The sequence below is a fragment of the Chryseobacterium sp. FG46 genome, from assembly GCF_057809135.1.
In genome coordinates, this window is the sequence record NZ_JBMDJJ010000008.1 from 1 (window position 1) to 21,988 (window position 21,988).

16 protein-coding genes are annotated in these 21,988 nt (G+C 37.6%); 5 read left to right on the top strand and 11 right to left on the bottom strand.

Annotated features, from left to right (window positions below; genetic code table 11):
• Positions 1-358: 358 nt before the first annotated feature.
• The 3 genes from ACODR7_RS07845 to proS all read right to left on the bottom strand — a co-directional run bounded on the left by ACODR7_RS07845 (position 359) and on the right by proS (position 4,733).
• Positions 359-1,693 (bottom strand): Nramp family divalent metal transporter, encoded by a 1,335-nt coding sequence (locus ACODR7_RS07845; protein ID WP_488838536.1) that lies wholly within the window; start codon positions 1,691-1,693, stop codon positions 359-361.
• Between the two features lie 113 nt (positions 1,694-1,806).
• Positions 1,807-3,138, bottom strand: a complete 1,332-nt coding sequence (locus ACODR7_RS07850) for a DUF937 domain-containing protein (RefSeq protein WP_488838537.1) — start codon at positions 3,136-3,138, stop codon at positions 1,807-1,809.
• Between the two features lie 119 nt (positions 3,139-3,257).
• A complete protein-coding gene (gene proS, locus ACODR7_RS07855; RefSeq protein WP_488838538.1) occupies positions 3,258-4,733 on the bottom strand; it encodes a proline--tRNA ligase in 1,476 nt (491 codons plus the stop codon).
• 144 nt (positions 4,734-4,877) lie between these two features.
• On the opposite strand from proS, the gene ACODR7_RS07860 reads away from it, so the two are divergent.
• Complete coding sequence (locus tag ACODR7_RS07860) at positions 4,878-5,966, top strand: prolyl-tRNA synthetase (RefSeq protein ID WP_488838539.1); 1,089 nt, start codon at positions 4,878-4,880, stop codon at positions 5,964-5,966.
• A 54-nt stretch (positions 5,967-6,020) separates the two neighbouring features.
• A complete protein-coding gene (locus tag ACODR7_RS07865) occupies positions 6,021-7,406 on the top strand; it encodes an OmpP1/FadL family transporter (protein WP_488838540.1) in 1,386 nt (461 codons plus the stop codon).
• 91 nt (positions 7,407-7,497) lie between these two features.
• Here ACODR7_RS07865 and ACODR7_RS07870 read toward each other — a convergent pair whose 3' ends face one another.
• The 4 genes from ACODR7_RS07870 to ACODR7_RS07885 form a co-directional block, all read right to left on the bottom strand.
• Complete coding sequence (locus ACODR7_RS07870) at positions 7,498-9,150, bottom strand: RagB/SusD family nutrient uptake outer membrane protein (protein ID WP_488838541.1); 1,653 nt, start codon at positions 9,148-9,150, stop codon at positions 7,498-7,500.
• A gap of 9 nt (positions 9,151-9,159) precedes the next feature.
• Positions 9,160-11,898 (bottom strand): SusC/RagA family TonB-linked outer membrane protein, encoded by a 2,739-nt coding sequence (locus tag ACODR7_RS07875; RefSeq protein ID WP_488838542.1) that lies wholly within the window; start codon positions 11,896-11,898, stop codon positions 9,160-9,162.
• A gap of 279 nt (positions 11,899-12,177) precedes the next feature.
• Positions 12,178-12,906, bottom strand: a complete 729-nt coding sequence (locus tag ACODR7_RS07880; RefSeq protein WP_488838543.1) for a ZIP family metal transporter — start codon at positions 12,904-12,906, stop codon at positions 12,178-12,180.
• On the bottom strand, positions 12,906-13,631 hold the full coding sequence (locus ACODR7_RS07885; protein WP_488838544.1) for a class I SAM-dependent DNA methyltransferase: 726 nt from the start codon (positions 13,629-13,631) through the stop codon (positions 12,906-12,908). Before ACODR7_RS07885 ends, ACODR7_RS07880 begins: the two co-directional genes overlap by 1 nt.
• 137 nt (positions 13,632-13,768) lie before the next feature.
• On the opposite strand from ACODR7_RS07885, the gene ACODR7_RS07890 reads away from it, so the two are divergent.
• A complete protein-coding gene (locus tag ACODR7_RS07890) occupies positions 13,769-14,935 on the top strand; it encodes a THUMP domain-containing class I SAM-dependent RNA methyltransferase (RefSeq protein WP_076595697.1) in 1,167 nt (388 codons plus the stop codon).
• A 721-nt stretch (positions 14,936-15,656) separates the two neighbouring features.
• Here ACODR7_RS07890 and ACODR7_RS07895 read toward each other — a convergent pair.
• A complete protein-coding gene (locus ACODR7_RS07895) occupies positions 15,657-16,463 on the bottom strand; it encodes a helix-turn-helix domain-containing protein (RefSeq protein WP_488838545.1) in 807 nt (268 codons plus the stop codon).
• Positions 16,464-16,502: 39 nt separating this feature from the next.
• Positions 16,503-17,516, bottom strand: coding sequence for an SDR family NAD(P)-dependent oxidoreductase (locus ACODR7_RS07900; protein ID WP_488838546.1), 1,014 nt, complete (start codon positions 17,514-17,516; stop codon positions 16,503-16,505).
• Between the two features lie 209 nt (positions 17,517-17,725).
• Between ACODR7_RS07900 and ACODR7_RS07905 the strand changes: the two genes are divergently transcribed.
• The gene (locus ACODR7_RS07905) at positions 17,726-18,730 is read left to right on the top strand and encodes a glycosyltransferase family 2 protein (RefSeq protein WP_488838547.1); all 1,005 of its coding nucleotides are present in this window, start codon (positions 17,726-17,728) and stop codon (positions 18,728-18,730) included.
• A gap of 197 nt (positions 18,731-18,927) precedes the next feature.
• Here ACODR7_RS07905 and ACODR7_RS07910 read toward each other — a convergent pair whose 3' ends face one another.
• Positions 18,928-20,157 (bottom strand): aminotransferase class I/II-fold pyridoxal phosphate-dependent enzyme, encoded by a 1,230-nt coding sequence (locus ACODR7_RS07910; protein WP_488838548.1) that lies wholly within the window; start codon positions 20,155-20,157, stop codon positions 18,928-18,930.
• 157 nt (positions 20,158-20,314) lie between these two features.
• On the opposite strand from ACODR7_RS07910, the gene ACODR7_RS07915 reads away from it, so the two are divergent.
• Positions 20,315-20,773: an Lrp/AsnC family transcriptional regulator gene (locus tag ACODR7_RS07915; RefSeq protein WP_488838549.1), complete on the top strand. Its 459-nt coding sequence runs from the start codon at positions 20,315-20,317 to the stop codon at positions 20,771-20,773.
• Between the two features lie 27 nt (positions 20,774-20,800).
• Here the strand turns inward: ACODR7_RS07915 and ACODR7_RS07920 are convergent, their stop codons facing one another.
• Positions 20,801-21,883, bottom strand: a complete 1,083-nt coding sequence (locus ACODR7_RS07920) for a serine hydrolase domain-containing protein (protein WP_488838550.1) — start codon at positions 21,881-21,883, stop codon at positions 20,801-20,803.
• Between the last annotated feature and the right edge of the window lie 105 nt (positions 21,884-21,988).

Sequence of the window (21,988 nt, forward strand, 5' to 3'; positions counted from 1 at the left end):
ATTCACTTATCTATGATGAAGATGTCAATCCGCTTCGCTTGTGAATTTGTTGTAGTGTAGGATTAATAATTGACTTTGCGAAGCAAAAATTGACTATTGACCATTCACTTATCTATGATGAAGATGTCAATCCGCTTCGCTTGTGAATTTGTTGTAGGGTAGGATTAATAATTGACTTTGCAAAACAAAAATTGACTATTGACCATTCACTTATCTATGATGAAGATGTCAATCCGCTTTGCTTGTGAATTTGTTGTAGGGTAAGATTAATAATTGACTTTGCGAAGCAAAAAATTGACTATTCACCATTCACTTTAACAATGCCCAATAGCCAATTTAAAAACTACAGCTGTATTTTTTATTCTCCCGTAAATGTCTGGTACAGCAGGTACAGGTTTAAAACAATAATAATAATGGAAATAATCCATACACAGATTTTCAGGAACGGCTTATTGACAAAATCACCCATTTTGGCTTTATCATTGGTAAACATTACCAGCGGAACAACAGCAAAACTCAGCTGCATGGATAGAATTACCTGGCTTAAAACCAATAATTCAGTGGTTCCCTGTTCGCCATAAAGAATAGCGACAATAAGTGCCGGAATTACAGCAATAAGTCTGGTAATTAATCTTCTCAGCCATGGTTTTAATCTGATGTTCAGGAATCCTTCCATTACGATCTGCCCGGCAAGAGTTCCTGTCAGCGTAGAGTTTTGTCCGGATGCCAATAAAGCAATAGCAAACGCAATACTTGCCATGGAAGCCCCTAAAATAGGTGTCAGCATTTTATAAGCATCATGAATGTCTGCAACATGTTCGTTTCCAGTTGTATGGAATGTAGCAGCAGCCAGAATAAGTATTGCAGCATTGATGAAGAATGCCAGCATTAATGAAACAGTGCTGTCTATGGTGGCAAATTTTATGGCTTCTTTTTTTCCTTGGGTATCACGGGTATAATCTCTGGTCTGTACTATACTGCTGTGCAGATATAGGTTGTGCGGCATCACCGTAGCTCCTAGAATCCCGATCGCAATATAAAGCATGGCAGGATTCTGAATAATTTCCTTTTGAGGAACCAAACCTCCCAGAATTTCATTGAAGGCAGGCTTTGAAATGACAATTTCATACACGAAACAAGCCAGAATGATAAATATAAGTCCACCTACAATACTCTCAATCCATCGGAAACCTTTAGCCTGAAGTAAAAGGATAATCAGAACATCTACTGTGGTTATGACAATGCCCCACGTCAAAGGGATATGGAATAATAGATTGAGTGCAATGGCTGATCCGATGACTTCAGCGAGGTCACAGGCGGCAATCGCGATTTCACAGAATACCCACAGAATAAAATTTGTAGTAGGGTTAAAGTGGTCTCTGCATGCCTGTGCAAGATCTCTTTCTGCAACCACTCCAAGTTTCACAGATAAGTGTTGTAAAACCATTGCAAAAATATTGGAAATAAGGATAACTGAAAGGAGTGTATACCCGAATTGAGCTCCTCCGGCGATATCTGTGGCCCAGTTTCCCGGATCCATATAGCCTACAGCAATCATTAATCCTGGTCCTGCAAAGGCAAGATATTTCCTCCAGAAATTTGCATTTTTAGGTACTTTGATTGATGAATAAACCTCTGATAAGGAATGGTTTGTTTTATCTTTTCGCCAGGCACTTTTTATATTGAAACTCATAAATGTTAGAAATGACTAACAAATTTAATTAAATAAATGTAAACAGAAAAATCCTGACATGAAAAAATCCCGGAAATTGCTTCCCGGGATCTAATTTTTATTGAGTCTAAAAATTATTTCGCAAATCTGATAGACATTTTTCTGTCAGCAGCTCTTTCAGCATCAGAAGCTTTTGCATCTACTTTAGCAAATTGACTTCCGTAACCGTCTGCAGCAATTACCTGTGCGCCAACGCCAGCTTTAGCTAAAGCAGCTTTGATAAATTCAGCTCTTGCTTTTGATAATTTTACGTTAGAAGCTTCGTTTCCTGTTTTATCAGTGTAACCTCCAACTTTGATTTTTGCTTCAGGGAAAGCTTTAAGGATAGCCACTAAGTTATCCAATTGTCCTTGTGAACCTGCTTCAAGCTCAGTAGAACTTCCCATTTTGAAATTTACGTGATCGAAATCGTACCATTTATCTTTCAATGCAGAATCATCAGCAGCATTTTTGTAACCACCAGATTTCAGGAAGGTAATCATCTGATCTTCCATTCCTCCTTTGTAACCTTTTAACATTACCCCATTAAGCTCAATGTCTTCATCTGTTTTAGCTGTTGCAGGAGCAGGGGTTGCTGTTGCTGTTGTAGCAGCTGTATCTGCAGTTGAACCCATTGCTGCTGAGTCAGATGTAGTGGTAGTGGTTGTAGTAGTCTGCTTTTTCTCGCACTGTTTCCATAAGAAATAAGCAGCAGCAATCAATAATAAAAGCGGAAGCAACCATTTCCAGATTGAACCTCCGCCTTGATTATTATTGTTATTATTTTCAAATCTTTCTCTTACTTCTCTGGCTCCTTCTGAAACATTTTCTCTTGCAGTAGCAACACCTTCAGCGATGTTATCTTTAGCAGTAGAAGTTACTGAAGAAACTGTTTCTTTTGCCTGACCAAACCAATTTTCAGCTCCTAATCCAAAGGAAGCCAAAGAAAGACCTGCCGGCAATAAAGAAGAAATAATGCCTTTCTGATCATTCAGTAAGCTGGAAATACCTGAAGCACCCAAATTATTGTCTGCGGCATATTTTCCAACAGTACCTACTGTAGCCCCAGTTACCAGGTTTAACAAAGAACCAGCAGACGTATTGCTGACTCCTGAAAAACTGGCAATGGAATTGACTAATGCACTTACTTTATCCCCAAAAATGGAAGATAACAAGTTTGAAATAATAGGATTGCTAGACGAGCCGCCTAATAAATTTCCTAAAATTCCACTTGAAGAGGCTTGTGTAATAGCATCCACAACGCCAGGCTTATCTGCGTTATTGGCTAATCCACCTACTACAGCAGGTAATAATCCGCCAATTGCTTTAGAAATACCGGATTCACTTTCTCCAAACTGCGATGCAGCCTGTGAAACCAAAGCGGGACCTAATTGTCCTTTAATTAAATCAATGACATTTAAAGACATAATAAATAAATTTTTTTGATTAATGTTGATATAAATTTAAACAAAAATCCGTCCAAATGTCATTTTTTTTTGAATATTTCTTTAAAAATTAACGATTTTTTTCTAAATCATTAAAATGTTTAATAAGCTTTTGCAAATAATACACGTCTTTTAGAAGGTTTTCCTGAGATCAATGAAATTCCTTCTTCTATGTCATCATCTAAAGGAATACATCTGATGGTTGCCTTTGTTTCATCCTTGATTTGCTCCTCTTCTTCAGCAGTACCATCCCAGTGAGCATAGATGAATCCCCCTTTCTCTTCCAGAACTTTTTTGAATTCTTCATAAGTATCTACTTTCGTGATATTATTTTTTCTGAATTCAAATGCTTTGTTATAAATATCCTGCTGAATCGTTTTCAATAGATCTTCGATATAAGAATCAAGTCCTTCAATAGAACGAACTTCTTTAGTCAGGTTGTCTCTTCTTGCAATTTCTACAGATTTATTTTCAAGGTCTCTTGGTCCCATTGCGATTCTTACAGGAACTCCTTTCAATTCATATTCTGCAAATTTCCATCCTGGTTTGTTCTGAGTATCATTGTCAAACTTCACAGAAATTCCTTTTGCTCTCAGTTTAGCCTGAATATCTAAAGCCACTTCACTGATTTGTTCCAGCTGTTCTTCTCCTTTAAAGATAGGAACAATCACCACCTGAATTGGGGCAAGGGTAGGAGGCAATACCAATCCGAAATCATCAGAGTGCGTCATAATCAAAGCACCCATCAGACGGGTAGAAGTTCCCCATGATGTAGCCCACGCATGTTCTATTTTCCCTTCTTTGTTGGTGAATTTTACATCAAATGCTTTTGCGAAATTCTGGCCTAAGAAGTGAGATGTTCCGGCCTGTAAAGCTTTTCCGTCCTGCATTAATGCTTCAATACAATAAGTTTCATCAGCTCCTGCAAATCTTTCAGAAGGAGTTTTCAATCCTTGAATTACCGGCATTGCCATAAAGTTTTCTGCAAAATCTGCATATACTTTATTCATTTTTTCAGCTTCTTCAACAGCTTCATCTTTTGTAGCGTGAGCAGTGTGCCCTTCCTGCCATAAGAATTCTGCTGTTCTCAGGAAAAGGCGTGTTCTCATTTCCCAACGAACTACATTCGCCCATTGGTTGATTAGTATCGGTAAGTCTCTGTAAGACTGAATCCAGTTTTTATAGGTATTCCAGATAATTGCTTCTGAAGTAGGGCGAACAATAAGTTCTTCTTCAAGTTTTGCATCCGGATCAACAATCAGTTTGGATGGATTGTCCGGATCGGTTTTTAACCTGTAGTGGGTAACAACAGCACATTCTTTTGCAAAACCTTCTGCATTTTTTTCCTCAGCCTCAAACAAGCTTTTGGGCACAAAAAGCGGGAAGTATGCGTTAACGTGACCTGTTTCTTTGAACTTTTTATCCATTTCATCACGCATTTTTTCCCAGATTGCATAGCCATACGGTTTGATCACCATACATCCACGCACACCTGAGTTTTCAGCTAAATCAGCTTTTACAACCAGCTCATTATACCATTTGCTGTAATCTTCGCTTCTTGAGGTTAATTTTGCCATTATTTTTTTAAATTTTTTTAACTTTTGTACATTATTGTTATCTAAAAATAAAAATCTATTTTTGATAGATTTTTTTACCAGTATTTTGGTACATTTTTGGTACAGATTGCAAATATAATTTAAATTAAAAATTTTTACGTTATCATGAAAAGAAATATACATAAAAATTTGCTTGGTCTGCTAAGATCCAAAGGGATATTGGCCATATCGGGCGGATTATTACTTGTGTCTTGTGGTGCTCAGATGGGAGGGTATAGCGAGACAGACGGGGTGTATTACGACCCCAATAAGGATACGCTACCTGAAGGAGTTATCATTAATGATAGCGGAAACAGAGTAGGAGAATATTATGACTATCAGGATTCCAATGTAATTCAGAATGCACAAACGAATTCCAAAGAGCAGCAAAACAGATATAACGACTGGAGTGGTACCAATACAAACTGGAACTCCAATGCTACAGACTCAGATTGGGGACTTTATGCAGGTTCTCAGACGAACTACTATGATAACTCATGGGGATGGGGATCTCCTTGGGGATGGTATGGTGGTTACAGCCCGTATTGGGGCTGGGGTATGAACCGTGGCTGGGGCTGGGGTGCAAGCATGTCCTGGGGTTGGGGCGGATCATTCGGATGGGGCTGGGGAGGCTCTTACGGATGGGGAAGTCCATACTGGGGATATGGTTATGGAGGATATTATGATCCATTCTGGGGCGGATACTACGGAAACCCATATTGGGGATATGGAGGAGGTTACTGGGGTGGTGGCTACTACAACAGACCTGTTTACAGAAGAAGTGGTATCAGCGGAGGCGGATTCCAGAATACAGGCGTAGCCAACGCAGTTTACAGGACTAATACTGCTAACTCAGGTTTCAGAAATAATAATGGAGGCTTTAGAAACACTAATAATAATGGTGGTTTCAGAAACAGTAACGGCGGATTCAGAGATAGCAATTCAGGAGGCTTCAGAAACGGTAATTCAGGAGGTTTCAGAAATACACAATCTAACGGTGGATTCCGTAATTCTACGCCACAAACAAGACCCAATTATAATTATCAGCAGCCACAGCCAAGATATAACAACAATAACGGAGGCTTCAGATCTAATGACTCAGGAGGTTTCAGATCCAGTGGTGGTTTCAACTCCGGTGGAGGCGGCTTCAGAGGTGGTTCTTCAGGCGGCGGCGGAATGAGATCCGGTGGTGGCGGAAGAGGAGGCTTCAGATAATTTTTCAAATTAATAAACTATTAAAAAATAATGTTAAAAAAATCTTTAGTATTAATGAGTATTTCTGCTGCATTTTATGCACAGGCTCAGGATGTTTCTGTAATAAGAAATACGGTAGAGGTTTATTCAAGTACTCCTATGGTGGGATCAGCTAAGTTTAATGCGATGGCTGGAGCTAATGGTGCGCTGGGTGGTGATGCAAACGCTTTGCTTACGAACCCTGCAGGTTTGGGAGTCGCTATTTCAGGAGAGGTTTCAGGAACTTTATCTATTTTAGGAAATAAAAACACAAGTTCTTTAGCGGGATCTATAATAGATTACAGCAAAACCAAAGGTGACCTTGGGAATGCAGGAGGAGTAATTGCTTTTCCTTTGATGACAGAAACCGGATGGAAGTTTATCAATATTGGTATTAATTTTTCTAACCAGACGCTGGATAATGTAATTCAGTCTCCGGGCAACAATAATATTGTATATGCTTTTGATAAGGATGATATTACCAAAGATGCTTCATTAGCAGGACATATGTATGAAAGATATGGTAACTTGTCAAAGATGAGCTTTGGGGTTGGAGCGAACTATAATCATAATTTATATTTAGGAGCAGGTTTCAATTTTTTCAATGCTTCATTGGATCAATATGATACTTTACTGTACAGAAATCTTGCCAATGGCTCTACAGAAGCATTTAGTAAGCAAGATACTCCATATTCAGAAAGATCATCAGGTTTTTCAGCTTCATTAGGGGTAATCGGAAAATTAAGTCCTAATTTCAGAGTGGGAGCTTCTCTTGAAACGCCTACATTCTGGACGATAGACAGAAATTATTACTTCTATAACGATCCTGTTTATGGAGATGATATGGGTGCTGAAAACAGAAAGTTCACTTCACCGCTTAAAGCAACAGTGAGTGCTGCCTTTGTAGCAAGTAAAAACTTCTCATTGAATGTTGATTATACCCTTGGACTAACAAAACCTGATTATAAGGTATATGGAGGTGCGGAAAGAACATTAAATGACTTCTTTAAGGAAAACTATAAAAATCTTTCAGAAGTGAGGGTGGGAGCTGAGTACAGAGTGCAGCAGTTCAGACTGAGAGGAGGTTACTCTTACCAGTCAAGTCCTTTTGATGCCCTTACAATCAGTAGATTTAATGATGCAGGTACTGTGGGAGATCAATCATACAGTAATATGATGCTAAGTGACAGAAATACACTTTCTTTCGGTATTGGATATGATTTCAAATCATTCTATATCGATGCATCTTATCAGAATATTTCATCTAAGTACACCAATCCTTTCATGAGAGGATATATGGATGGTAATTCTGATTCATCTTATTATTCTGCTAAAAATATCTTCGCAAGTGAAGCATATGCGGCTAGTGAGGTTAAAAACAACAGAAATAATTTTTTCCTTACTTTAGGATGGAAATTCTAATCTGAAGCTTTAAAAAATATCAAAATATACAAAGAGGCTGTCCAAACTTTCAGGACAGCCTCTTTTTTTGCTGATTTGTCTTGTGTCTCTATTAATCAGGATTCTGCACCAGATTCGGCTGGATCTGGATCTGCTGTTCAGGAATATATTCTACCACTCTGTTATGGGTATAAGGTACCGTATAAAAGGCATTATTTCCACTTAAATGGGTGCCGGGATATTGTCTGTCCAGATCCAGTTTATTTCTGAAGACATCATATCTTCTATGTCCTTCAAAAGCCATTTCCAGCCTTCTTTCCTGCAGAACAATATCAAGTGCGGTCTTTCCTGCAGGAACAGAATTATATACAGGTATTCCGGCTCTTGTTCTGATGGTATTTACATCTGCAAGTGCTGAAGCTATATTTCCTTTTTTCGCATAGGCTTCGGCTCTGTTCAGATATATTTCGGCCAGTCTTATAATAACCGGAGACCACAATTGCGGAACACCTTCCTGTAATGAACATTTTAAAACATAAAATTTAGGATAGCCGTTTCTTTTATCCATGTCATTATCCAGATTTACATAAGTTTTTCCACCGGCTGCGTTAACGAAATAATAGTTTGTTTTATTGGGTGCTGCCTCAGATTGTACCAGGTAATTGATATTATTCATCGTGAAATAAGTATCTCCGTTCTGCTGGAAAGTATTTTGGAATTGATAGCTGTAGGTGGTGGCACCGGATGAGTTGGTTCCTTTTTGTACCCAGTATGCTACAGGAACTGCCGGACTGCTGTATTTTGGAGAAATAAACTTCAGCCTTGCATCCTCAGGATTCTGATTGATAAGATCCAGATAAGTAGAAGAAGCGTACATTTCACCCCAGCCTACATTCTGTATGGTGGCATACATAGAGCCTATAGTGTACCAGCCATTGCTGTAGTCTCCATCTTTATTATATTTAAATGCAAAAATGGTTTCTTTATTGGTTTCTGGTGTTTTGGTAGCATAAGAGGGCAGTTCAGCTTTAGACAGAAGTGCGTATCTCCCGGAATTGATAACTTTATCTGCATATTCTATCGCTTTATCATTATTTTCCATGTAAAGATAGACTCTGGAAAGTAAAGCCTGTGCTGTTTCTTTTGATGCATAGATATTGGCTTTATTAACTGTCATGAGTTTCTCAGCCTTCAGAAGGTCACTTATTACCTGATTGTATATTTCTCCTACAGTGGCTCTGGCAGGCAAATCGTTGACATCGTCAGATGTTTTTAAGGGTACTCCCGGGTTGCCTGTCCCCTGATTGTATGGTCTTCCAAATACATTGACCATAGAAAAGTATACATAGGCTCTCAGGAAATAATTTTCGCCTATCAGCTGATCTGTTTCTGTGTCTTTTCCTTCTGCAAACTTTGATATAGTTCTGTTACACCCAATAATGGCTTTGTATCCGGAATTCCAGATGGTATTGGTACGCCCGTTATTTTTAATACTTTTATAGTTGTAATAATAAAAGAATGAATCGCTGGTGGTTCCGCTGATATCAATGTTATCACCTCCATATTCACTGATTCTGTAAAGGTTGTTGTAAAAGCCACCGCCGTCGGCATCTCCTTTAAGCAATGCGTAATTTCCTAATGTTATGGTCTTCAGTCCTGTTGCATCCGCCAGGATAACATCAGATTCTTTTGAATCATATGGTGAGCGGTCTATATTACATGCCGTCAATGATACTATGAGAAGGGGAATAAGTATTTTTTTCATAATTATTTTTTAAAAAGAAAAGTTTAAGCCTAAGGAAAATCTTCTTGGGATAGGATATATGGCTCCAGCGTTGCCGGAATAGCTTTTTTGATCATCTGCATTACCAACTTCCGGATCCACTCCTGAGAATTTGGTGATGGTAAACAAATTCTCACCCATGATATAAATATTCGCTGATTTTATTTTCATCTTTTCTGTTAGGGATGCCGGTAGATTATATCCTATTCTGAGGGATCTTAATTTGATGAAGCTGGCATCTTCCAGATAACGTGACGAAGGCTTATTGGTTAATGAATTATTGTTATATACAGCAGCCGGATGGGTTGCGATATCTCCCGGTTTTTCCCATCTTGTCCATCCATTCTGTAACACCATCTGGTTGTAATCAGGATAGGCACCATCTGAATCAAACAATTCCCTGTACGAGTTATATACTTGTCCACCTTGAGAGAAATAAAGATTCGCAGCAAGATAGAAATTTTTAACATTCAGATTGGTGCTTACAGAGCCATAATAATCCGGTGTGGCAGCTCCTACTACCTGTATGGTAGCCAGGTTGTATTTTGAAGTTGCACTTCTGCTTCCGTCCGGATTAATTACTTCCCATTGTCCTTCACCATTGTCCGGATTTACCCCCAGCCATTTTCTCATATAGAAAGAGGACACATCATATCCGGGTATTGCTACTTGGTGGTTTTCCAATATCTGTGTACTGTTGTTTCGGGTTGAAAGCACGTGGTTTTTATAAGTGCTGATGTTGAATCCCAAATCCCAGCTGACATCTTTTGAGCGGATAATGGAATAATTTACATTGAACTCCCAGCCTTGGTTTTTAACGTCACCTATATTCAGATACTGTTTGTCAACACCTGTCAGTGACGGTAGAGGAACAAGCACCAGTAAGTCTTTCGTTTTGTTACTAAAATAATCAATATTTAAAGTCAGCCTGTTGTTAAACGCTCTGATATCCGTCCCGATATTATTCTGATAGATAGATTCCCAGGTTAGTTCAGAGTTACCCAGCTGGTACCATGTAGCTCCTATCTGTCCGTTATATTTCTCTGTAAGTCTATATAGGTCCTGCCATCCGTAATCCGGATATGGGGTGTTTCCTACAAGTCCCCTGCTTGCTCGTAATTTCCACTCGTTAACAGGTTTTATTTTGAAAAAATTTTCTTTATGAATATTCCATCCCGCACTATATGCATAGAATAAGCCGTTTCTTTTGCTGGCACCAAATGCAGAAGATGATTCGCTTCTTAAAGATCCCTGGATAAAATATTTTTTGTTATATACATACTCGGCGTTAAACAGGAAAGCGTTATAGGCTCGGTCAAGCTTTCTTCCCTTGGGTTTTTCTCCTGTGGTGGCTCCGGTATTAAAAATTTCTGTATCGGGTACTACACCGTAAACACCTGCTTTTGATTCCTTATAGAATCTGTCGGTATATTCATAGGCAGCTAATGCATTGATGTTATGACTTCCAAAATCTTTATCAAATCTCAGCATCTGGTTGAAAAATTTGCTGATATCTTTTTGGTAGTTTTCTGTTAGTTCCCCTTTATTACTTGTTCCGTTGATCGATCTGGGATCGGTATAGTACATGTCATCATAGTTTTTGTAGGTGACATTGTTCGTAGTGATGAATTTGAGATAATCGGTAAATCTGATTTCGGCATCCAGATTTCCTATGAGATCCAGCCGGTTGCTTTTACCATAGTTCCATTGAAGGTCATAAAGGTAACTGCTTTTATCCCTTCCATACCAATCTGTGTAATCCTCATCAACCCGGATAAGATTTCCATTGGCATCTCTGGGATTATCCCATGGCATATTAAGGTACATTTGATAAAGGGAAGCCTGAGTGTCTTTTCCTGTGGTATAGGATAAGCTGACTTTGGGTTTCAGTATCAGCCACGGTTTTATGGTCTGTTCATGATTGATTCTGAACGAGAGCCTGTTATATTCGTCTCCTTTAACTGTTCCGGTTTCATTATAATAATTTCCTGAAATATAGGTTTTGGAATGATCTGACCCACCTTTGAAATCAATAGTATAACTTTGTACCGCTCCTGTTTGTGTGCCATCTTTCAGCCAGTTGTAGCCATCGTTTCTAAGTGTTTCAGGGATTTTCGGGGCATCTTTTAATGAGGTGAAATAATCATAGAGCTGCGTTCCGTTCATAAGTTTGAAGCGGCCGTTGTTAAACACATTAAAAGAATTAGTAAGAGAAACACTTAATGTTCCTTTTCCTGAATTTCCCGATTTGGTAAACACCTGTACAATACCATTGGCAGCTTTGGAACCATACAGAGCTGTAGAAGCAGCATCTTTTAAGATATTGATACTTTCAATCTGATTGGGATCCAGGTTGGGTGCATAGGGCATTACTACACCATCCACCACCCAGAGGGCAGAACTGGGACCATTGATAGTAGAAGTGCCCCTGATTTTTACAGTAGCTACAGAACCTGCTGAACCTCCGCCAGGCAAAACCTGAACTCCGGCAGCTTTTCCCTGCAGAAGACCGGATACGCTGGGGGTATTGGAATCTTGGAGTTTTTTGTCGGAAATAACAGAAACAGCAGCTGTAAGGCTGGATTTTTTCTGAGCTTTGTAACCGATAATTACAATGTCATCAATTTTTTTTTCTTCTAAAGAATCTGTTTTCTTCGTGGTCTGAGCCGCTATAAAACCGGTCATTAAAAAAAAACAGACTGATGTTGTAAATTTTTTTTGTCTTTTCATACATTTCTAAGTGATAGTAATGTGGCTAATGTACAAAAAACAATGTATCGTTGTTACATGTGTGTTAAAAAATGTTAAACAAAATGTTTTATTTTATTTTATGATGTAAACATTTCATTTTTATTTATTTTTTTATGTAAAATATTTTTTAAAAAACGAATTTTAGCTTATTTGTCTAAAGTGTTATGAGTGAAGATTAATGGTAATGACCGTGGAAAAAATGCCCCATTAATACAAACTGGAAATAAAAAAGCTCCGGATTTCGAAGCTTTTTTGTATTTAGTGAGAATGATCAGTGGGATGTTGATGGAAAACATGCATCATCAATGCAAGTGAAACTCCCAAAATAACCAGTCCGATTTTTATCCAGTCTATATTGTGATTTTTATTGCTTTCAAAAATGATTACGGATGAAATATGAAGGAAAATTCCTCCTACGATAGCCAGAAAATAAGGCTGAAGATCCGGATTGAAATAATTACCTAATAGCATTCCCATTGGAGAAGCCAATGCAAATAAGGCTACAATGAGAATAGACGGATAGGATGAAGAACTTTTGGATTCTCCTTTTCTGTTAAATAAAAATGCTCCCAGAATAAATGAAATAGGAAGATTATGAAATACAATTCCCCAAAGGTAAGGGGACATCTCGTGCGTTTCATTGGCAAGAGGAATTCCTTCAATAAAAGCATGGATGAATAACCCTACCATTAAAGCAACGGGAAGAATATTATGTTCACTATGATGATGGAAGTGGCCATGTTCAAAACCTTTGGTAAGGGCTTCCAGAATCATCTGCAGAAGAACTCCCCCGATGACGAATATCCCAAGGCTGCTGCTTCCTGCAGAGGTGTAAACCTGTGGAAAGACCTCATTGAGACAGATCGTAATCAAAAAACCGGCACTTAATATCAGTAGATTTTTGGCCAGCTTTTCTTTTTTACCAAAGTGTTTCCCAAGGAATACTCCTGTTACAACACTTAAAATCAGTAAAAGTACTGTTGTCATTATTTTTTCTTAAATAAATTGATGCAACGCGGGGAGTTTTCTTTCTTAAATTCATTCAGCTGATAATCTCCCCAGATTTTTATTCTTTCAAACCCACATTCAGAAGCATATGCATGAATGGCTTCCAATGTATGAAGCTTTACCTTTTCAAAGAAATGAAACGGCTTACCGTCTGCTTCAAAACGGATGTCTTTGATAATGTGTCTGCCCTCAATCTTTTTCAGGATCTTAAAATCAATATCGCCACGGGTGATGGTAGTTTCAGGAACTAAAGTATTTCTTACAAATTCTTCATTCAGATAATCCAGTACAAAATATCCTCCGGGTTTCAGCACGTTGTAAACAGATTGGAATACTTTTTTATCGTCACTTTCATTATCAAAATACCCGAAACTTGTAAATAAGTTGAATACCGCATCCATAGGATCTGCATCAATCGGGTTTCTCATATCATGAACTTCAAAAAGCAGCGTTTGATTTTCGTACTGTTTGTCAGATTCAATACTTTGTCTCGAAAGGTCAAGTCCTAAAACATCATATCCTAATTTGTTAAGGAAAACAGAGTGTCTTCCCTTTCCGCAGGCAAGATCTATGATTTTCGACTGAGGCGGCAACTGAAGGTCCGCAGTGAGCTTTGTAATGAAGTTTTCTGCTTCAGTATAGTCTCTGTTACTATAAAGCAAATGATAATAAGGGGTATCAAACCAAGATTCAAACCATTCCATAACGCAAAAATAGTTAAATTTGTGCGGTTAAAAGCAAAGTATTTTACAACATTAAGAGATTGAAAAATTCAATTAGATAAGAATTTGGATAGTTAATCTTTTAATTTTTAAAGCTTTAAATCTTTTAATACATACTTATGGATACAGAAAATATTAAAATACAGATAAAGACATTCTTCGGATTGGAGCAGATTCTGGCAGAGGAAATCAAGAAATTAGGCGGAAGAAATGTTGAAATTAAAAACAGAGCAGTAAATTGTGAAGGAGATCTTGGCTTTCTTTATAAAATCAACTATTCTGCGAGAACAGCATTGAAAATTCTGGTACCCATTCATGAATTCAAAGCTTTTAATCAACATCAGTTTTATGACAGATTATTTAAGTTTGAATGGGAAAACTTCATGGATGTTGACCAGTCTTTCTCTATTGATTCAACGGTGAATTCCGAAACATTCAAACATTCTCAGTTTGTGACTTTAAAAATGAAGGATGCTATCGTGGATTATTTTCAGGAAAAATTCAAAAGACGCCCGAATGTAGAAACGAGAAATCCGGATATCAAATTCCACCTTCATATTGACAGAGAATTGGTGATGATTTCTATGGATTCTTCAGGAGATCCTTTGTTTAAAAGAGGATACAGAAGAGAACAGGGCGAGGCTCCTATTAATGAAGTGCTGGCAAGCGGAATGCTTCAGCTGGCAGGCTGGGACGGAAAAGGAAATTTCCTTGATCCCATGTGCGGCTCCGGAACATTATTGATTGAAGCAGCAATGATTGCGATGGATCTTCCGGCTCAGATTTTCAGAAAGAGATTCGGATTCCAGAACTGGAATAACTATGATGCTGATCTGTTTGCAAAAATTAAAGAATTCAGAATCAACAGAGTAAGGCAGTTTGATGGAAAAATTGTTGGCTATGACATTGACGCGAGAATGCTGAATGCTGCAAGAATGAACGTAGAAGCAGCTGAAATGGAAGATGTTATTGAGATTAAAAAACAGAATTTCTTTGATTCTAAAAAAGAACTTTTCCCATTATTGATGGTATTCAACCCTCCTTATGACGAGAGAATTTCCATTAATGATGATGATTTCTATAAGAAAATAGGAGATACCTTCAAAACGCATTATCCCAATACACTGGCTTGGCTGATCTCTTCCGATTTAGAAGCTGTGAAAAAGATCGGGCTACGTCCTTCAAGAAAGATCAAACTTTTCAACGGAAAGCTGGAAACAAGATTTTTACAGTATGAAATGTATGAAGGAACGAAGAAAGTACATAAATTGGAGGATAATAAATAGCAATAAAAATTGTTAGGGGATTTTTTTGATCTGTTAGACACTCTATTTAGTGTATCCGGGCTGTTTCAGAGTGGTTCGGAATCATCACGTTCAAAAGCTGACAGAAAGAGTCTGCATTATGACGAGAAACCTCAAAAGAAGAAGTTAAAGAGATCCATATATTTCACAGAGAAAGTAAGTGCAGTACTTATTGTATTGGCTGCATTTTCTTTTTCAATTGTTTTTAAAGATCTGTTGCCAGTTCAAAATTATACACAAACTTTGGTTATAACTTCATTAATAGGAGTTGGAATTTCGCTTGTACTATTTTTTATACTGCATGTGATGGAACTGTATTATTTTAAAACGCTGTTCAAGCTGCTTCTGTTTAGCTGTTCGGTAATTGCTTTCTTTATTTCTGTGGTCATGTATATCTATTTCAGATCTGGCTGGTTTATATAACAAAACTGTATATAAACAAAAAATAATAAATTTTGAGATTAAAATGTCCTGGAATTTTTTTGAAATATTTGATATAATTTTGGATGTGTTTGGTCTGGTTAGTTCTGGATCGGAATCATCGGATTCAAAACCCAAAAAACTGGCTCTAAATCATAATGTAATATCTCAAAAGAAGCAGTTAAAAGATACAGATATTCCAAAGAAAAAATAACTTGTCATACATTATAAGTTTAATTGAAACAATAAAAGGTTGTACAGATTAGTACAACCTTTTATTATTTTATCGTGCCATTGAAGGGGCAAATCCATATTGCTTTTTAAAGGCATGTGAAAAATGGGAGAGGTCTTCAAAACCTACTTCCAGAAAAACATCGGAAGGTTTTTTATTCTTTTCAGATAAATGATAATACGCAAGCTCAAGACGTTTTTGAGTAAGCCAACGCTGAGGTGTTGTTTGAAAAATCCTTCTGAAATCGCGGTTGAAAGTAGATAAGCTCCTTCCCGTAAGGTATCCAAAACGTTCCAAAGGCATATTGAACATATAATTCTTTTCCATAAAGTTAATAAGATCTACTTTTCCGGGTTCCTCAAAATCTGAGAGTAAAGTATCGATATCGGGATCAATCTCCCTTAAAATACTGATTGCTTCTGTGATCTTTAAATGGGCGATGTTTTCAGGAAACGGGCCGTCAATCTCAAAATAAGGAATAAGAGAGGCAAGACAACTTTTGAGGAGCGGATGGCTGCTGAAACTATGAATAGTGGACTCCCTGTGTCCATTTTTTCTTTGATAATCGACAGAACTGTAAAAATCCTTCAGTCGCTCTGTAGTAAGGTGCATCACTACTGCTTTATGGGGAAGTCCGTCTTTGGGATAATTGATAATCGTGGCAAGATGATTTCTTGGGATCAGAAAAATATCTCCTGCTTTGAAAAGATAGGTTTTATCTGCCTGAATAATTTTCGTTTCTCCTGATATGAACCATACCAGCATATGGTATTCAAAAACCGTTTCCGTTTTGAACAGCTTGTCGTCATAACTGGAAATCTTGATATCCGGTGTGAGGTATTGTATCTGGAAGTCCATTGTCAAAAGCTTTTCATTACAAATGTATTTAAAAAACAGTTATTTGGTATCAAATTTAAACCCCAGCATTTCTTCGCTTAATTTCCATAAACGCTCAGCATTATTTTTGTTAACAGAGTAGGGTTGTACTCCTCGAATGGTGGCTGGTTCATCAAACCTATGCTCAATTTGTCCTCTGTCTATTTCCGCAATGTCACAGTTTTCGCAATACACTCCACCAATTTCGTTAAGTTGAGGACTTACAGCGCACCAGATTGCTGTTGCAGCTCCTTGTGGAACGGTTTTTAATCGTGCTTCCACTTCGGGTTTGATATTTCCATTTTCATCATGCGTTCCAAGCTGTTTGAAAAGTTCAATAGGTTCTTCTCTGCCCAGATCAGTTCCATATACAGAACCAGGATGAAGTGAATACGCTCTGATATTGAATTCTTTTCCTCTTTCATCGAGTTCTACAGCAAACAGATTACAAGCTGTTTTAGATTGTCCATATCCGGAAAGGGTATCGTAATCTCTTTTTTCAAAATTAGGATCTTCAAAATTAAAAGGTGCCATCTGATGCCCATAAGAAGAAACGCTGATAACCCTTGCACCATTTGCTTTTTTCAGAGCGGGCCATAATTTTGAGGTAAGATGAAACTGTCCAAGATAGTTGGTTGCCAGCTGAGATTCAAAACCTCTTCTGTCTCTGCGGAGTGGTACCCACATAATCCCGGCATTATTAATAAGAAGATCCAGTTTTCTGTCTGATGAGACGAATCTTTTTGCAAAGGCATCAATGGATGCCGGATCCATCAGATCCATTTTTTCAAGTTCAAAATTTTCAAGTCCTGCAAGGTTTTTTCCTGCCTTTTCAATATCTCTTGCAGGAATAATGACATGCGCTCCGGCTGAAGCAAGAACTTTGGTGGTTTCAAGTCCAATTCCTGCATAGCCACCGGTAATGATTACTGTTTTTCCGGTAAGATCAATTCCCTGAATAACTTCCTGTGCTGTTGAATAAGCATTAAAACCTGACTGAACGGGTTGCTGTAATGTGCTGATCATTGTTTCCATTTTTTTGTTGGTTTAAATTTCTATAGCAAAATTAGGAGGGATTCCGGATGTTTATTTTGTTTAAAATGCCAAATTACTTGGTTCAGAATTTCATTGATAAAATACATACAGTGAGAAGAATACAATGTAACATCGTTAATTTATCTGAATAAGCTGTTAAACTGTTTGTAGGTTGTTCTGCGAATAAGTAATTTTGAAAAATTTTCAATTTGAAGCCTACTATTTCTATTGTCGTTGCCATTTACAACCGGAAAGATGAACTTTTTGAGCTGCTGACTTCTCTTACTCAACAGACAGATAAGGAGTTTGAGATGATTATCGTGGATGACGGTTCTTTAATCGATCTGAAACCTGTTATTAAAAATTTTGATGGAATCCTGGATATTAAATATTTCAGAAAGGATAACTCAGGACCGGGACTGACAAGAAATTATGGCGCAGCAAGAGCCGCTAACGAATGGCTGGTATTTGTGGATAGTGATGTCATCGTTGAAAAAGACTATATCGAACATATTAAAAACGATATTCTGACTATTCCTTGCGACGCATTTGGAGGAGCAGATAAAGCGCATAAAGGATTTAATCTGATGCAGAAGGCTATTTCATATTCTATGACTTCTGTTTTTACCACCGGAGGAATCAGGGGCAGTAAGAAAGCCGTTTCAAAGTTTCAGCCCAGAAGTTTTAATATGGGCGTGAAAAAAGTTGTTTTTGAAAAAGTAGGCGGATTTTCAGAAATGAGAATAGGAGAGGATCCGGATCTGTCCATGACCCTTTGGGAAAACGGTTTTACCACAGCTTTTTTTGATGATATTGCCGTATATCATAAACGTAGGGTTGATTTTGGAAAGTTTTCCAAACAGGTCTACCAATTTGGCTGTGCAAGACCGATTCTTAACCAGAGACACCCGAATTATGTAAAGATTTCCTTTGCTTTTCCTACTTTATTTATGCTGGGATATGTGATGGGCTTTCTGGAGTATTTTATTATGGGAAGAGGGATAATTCTTGCTTTTTATGGATTGTATACTTTTTTAGTGCTGTTTCATGCTTTATTGCTGACAAAAAACATCAGTATTGCCGGAATGGCGGTTATTTCTACTTATATTCAAATGTTTTCTTACGGATATGGATTCCTGAAATCCTGGATTCTGCTGAATGTTTTCAGAATGAAGCCTGAGGATGCTTTTCCGCATCATTATTATAAGAAATAGCAGGGATAATTATTTGTAAAGGAATATCAATAGGAATGGGCTAAAGCCCATTCATCAAATCAATAAAATCTTCCAATGGCTTTAGCCTAAACCTATAAAAGATTACACACAACATTTGTTAATCAATATCAAAACAGGTAGGTTGATAAATAAAAAAGGCTGTTTCTCGAAAATGAAACAGCCTTTTTACAATAAATTTAGGAAATGGAAATGTTTTCATGGTGGTTAAGAACTCCTACTTTCAGCATACATTCCTTCATTTTTTGGTAAGTTCTTTTGATATCATGGTCAAGACCAATGGAGAATCTTATCAGTCCGTCAGAAATGCCTATGGAAGCTCTTTCTTCTTCAGGGATCTCAGATGAGGTAGATTTTCCTGAGCATGAGAATAGGGTTTTGTAAAATCCTAAGCTTACGGCAAGATAGCCCAGGTTTTCGGCCTGCATCAGTTCCATCAGTTCATTTGCTTTTTCTGTTGTTCCGGCGTCCAGAGTCAGTAATCCTCCGTATCCGTATTCATCATGAATCATGCTTTTCATTAATTCATGGTTTTTATGGGAAGGTAAACCTGGATAAGAGATCTTTAGTCCGTCTTTTTCGAATCTTTCAGCCAGATACATGGCATTGTGACTATGTTGTTTGATTCTGATATGCAGGGTTCTCAGATTTTTTAAGATACTTGAAGACCGTAAACTGTCCATGGTTGGGCCAAGAAGCATACATGCCCCGGAATTTACATTTTTGGTGTCATCAATAAATGCCTGAGTAGCACAATATACTCCTCCTACCGTATCACTGCTTCCGTTGATAAACTTCGTCAAACTGTGAATCACTACATCAGCCCCGAATAATGTTGGAGAGATGGAAAGAGGGGAGAAGGTATTGTCTACAATCAGTTTCAGATTGTGTTTTTTACAGATTTCGGAAAGTTTTCTAAGGTCTGCTACTTCAAGAAGCGGATTGCTCACACTTTCACAATAGATAACTTTAGTAGTGGGCGTGATTGCTTTTTCTATAGATTCAAAATTGTTGATATCTACAAAAGTGGTAGCTACATTGAATTGAGGGAAGAAGTTTTTAAGAAAAGCATAAGTTCCTCCGTAAATGGTGCGGCTTGAGATAATATGGTCTCCACTTTTGCACACCTGCATCAAAACAGAAGTGATCGCTCCCATTCCGGATGCGGTAACGTTGGCAGATTCTGTGTTTTCCATTTTGGCAAGAGCCTGGGCCAGATAAAGATTCATTGGTGATGAATGTCTGGAATACAGATAGCATCCTTCCGCATTTCCTTCGAAGGTATCAAACATGGTCTTTGCAGAAAGGAACGTGTAGGTAGAGCTGTCTGAGATAGAAGGATTCACTCCTCCGAATTCACCAAAATACTGAAGATCCTGGATCTCATTGGCTGCGTTAAAGTTTTCCATAAATATTGTTTTTATTTTATCGTTCCAATTTGCATTAATTTCCTAATAATTACAATATAAAATTGAATTTGTAGAATATAAAACTGTAAAATATTGTTTATTTAGAAAAAATATTTAGTATCTTCGATATTATTAAATTTTTACCAAAAAAATATCTATGGAACTTGACGAAACAGATAAGAAACTGTTACTTTTTTTACAGGAAGACTGTAAGCAAACAACCAAAGAGCTGTCCGGTAAGCTTGGATTGTCTGTTACAGCAATTTATGAGCGTGTAAAAAAGCTTGAAAATTCAGGAGTTATTTCAAAATATGTGGCTTTACTGGACAAGAGTAAAGTTAAGAAAAATTTTATCGTTTTGTGTCATGTGAAACTAAGCCAGCACAAAAAAGAATTTGTACTACAGTTTGAAAAGGAAGTGATGGATCTTCAGGAAGTAACAGAATGCTTCCATGTAAGCGGAGATTATGACTATATTCTTAAAATAGGAGTGAAAGATATTGAAGATTACCGCAGTTTTATGTTAACGAAACTTACAACGCTCCAACATATTGCAAGTACACACAGCTCTTTTATGATTTCTGAAGTGAAAAATACGACAGCGATTGTACTATAGATTATTGATCAATTTCCCAGTCAGTTATCAATCTGCTTTGGCCATTTTGTCAATAAAATGATGAAGTCTTTTAATCTCAGTTCTGCCTTTATTTTTATCATTCAAAAAACAGGTTGTTACGATGACCATTTTTAAGTCAGGAATGATGCAGATTAGTTGCCCACCATATCCGGTGGCTACGAAAGCCTGATGTCCGTTTGTTTTTCTTCGCCACCAGTAATAGCCGTAACCGTTGGCATTCGGCATGACATCCCAGGCATTCAGTTGTACCTGTTCAGAAGTAGATTCCTGAATCCATTTTGAAGAGACGATCTGTTTGCCGCCCAATTTTCCGTTATTGAGAATCATCAAACCAAATTTCAGCATGTCTTCAGATTTCATAAACATTTCCGAACCACCAATATTCCTGTTCATAGAATCCGTGTCCCATCTTGGGGTATTTATCTTTAATGGTTTAAAAAGATTTTCAGCCGCAAATTGTTTCAGGCTGGTCTTTACCACCTTTGCCAAAGCAGCTCCGAAAAGATGGGTTTCGCCACTGTTATAGTTGAATACGGTTCCCGGATATTCTTCAAAAGGAAGATCCAGTACAAATTTGACAGGATCACCGGAAAATGACATAGCCGTTGAAATTTTTGAATTTTCAATCCAGTCAAAACCACCCTGCATGGTCAGCAGATTTTTTAACGTTAATGTATTTCTGATAGAGTCATGAGCTGCCTTTCCTTCAATATTGGAAATGTTTTTAAAACTGCTTCTTGAGACATTATATTCCGGAAGAATTTTTAAAACCGGAGTATTGAGGTTGGGAAGGATGTTTTTATCCTGTGCAATGCCTGCCAGAACAGAGACGATACTTTTGGTTACAGATTTTATACTGAAGATCGTTTCTTTGTTGGCTCCATGAAAATACTGCTCATAAACTACTTTATTGTTTTGCGAAACAATAAAAGAGCCTATGGAAGGAATACTGTCGTTAATTTCTTGGGTGAATTGGTCTGTAAATTCTTTAGGTAATTCATTGTTGAAGGCAGCCTGTGACTTCAGTTTAGAGCAGAACAGGATAAGACATAGCATTGTCATAGCCTGCAGGAATTGCTTGGATCTCATTGTTTAAAAAAGAAGGGATAAATTATTAGCTGATGAAAAAAGTAAAAGCCAAATCAATTCGGATGAATCAACATAGCTTTTGCTTTCATTGCCTCTAAATTATGA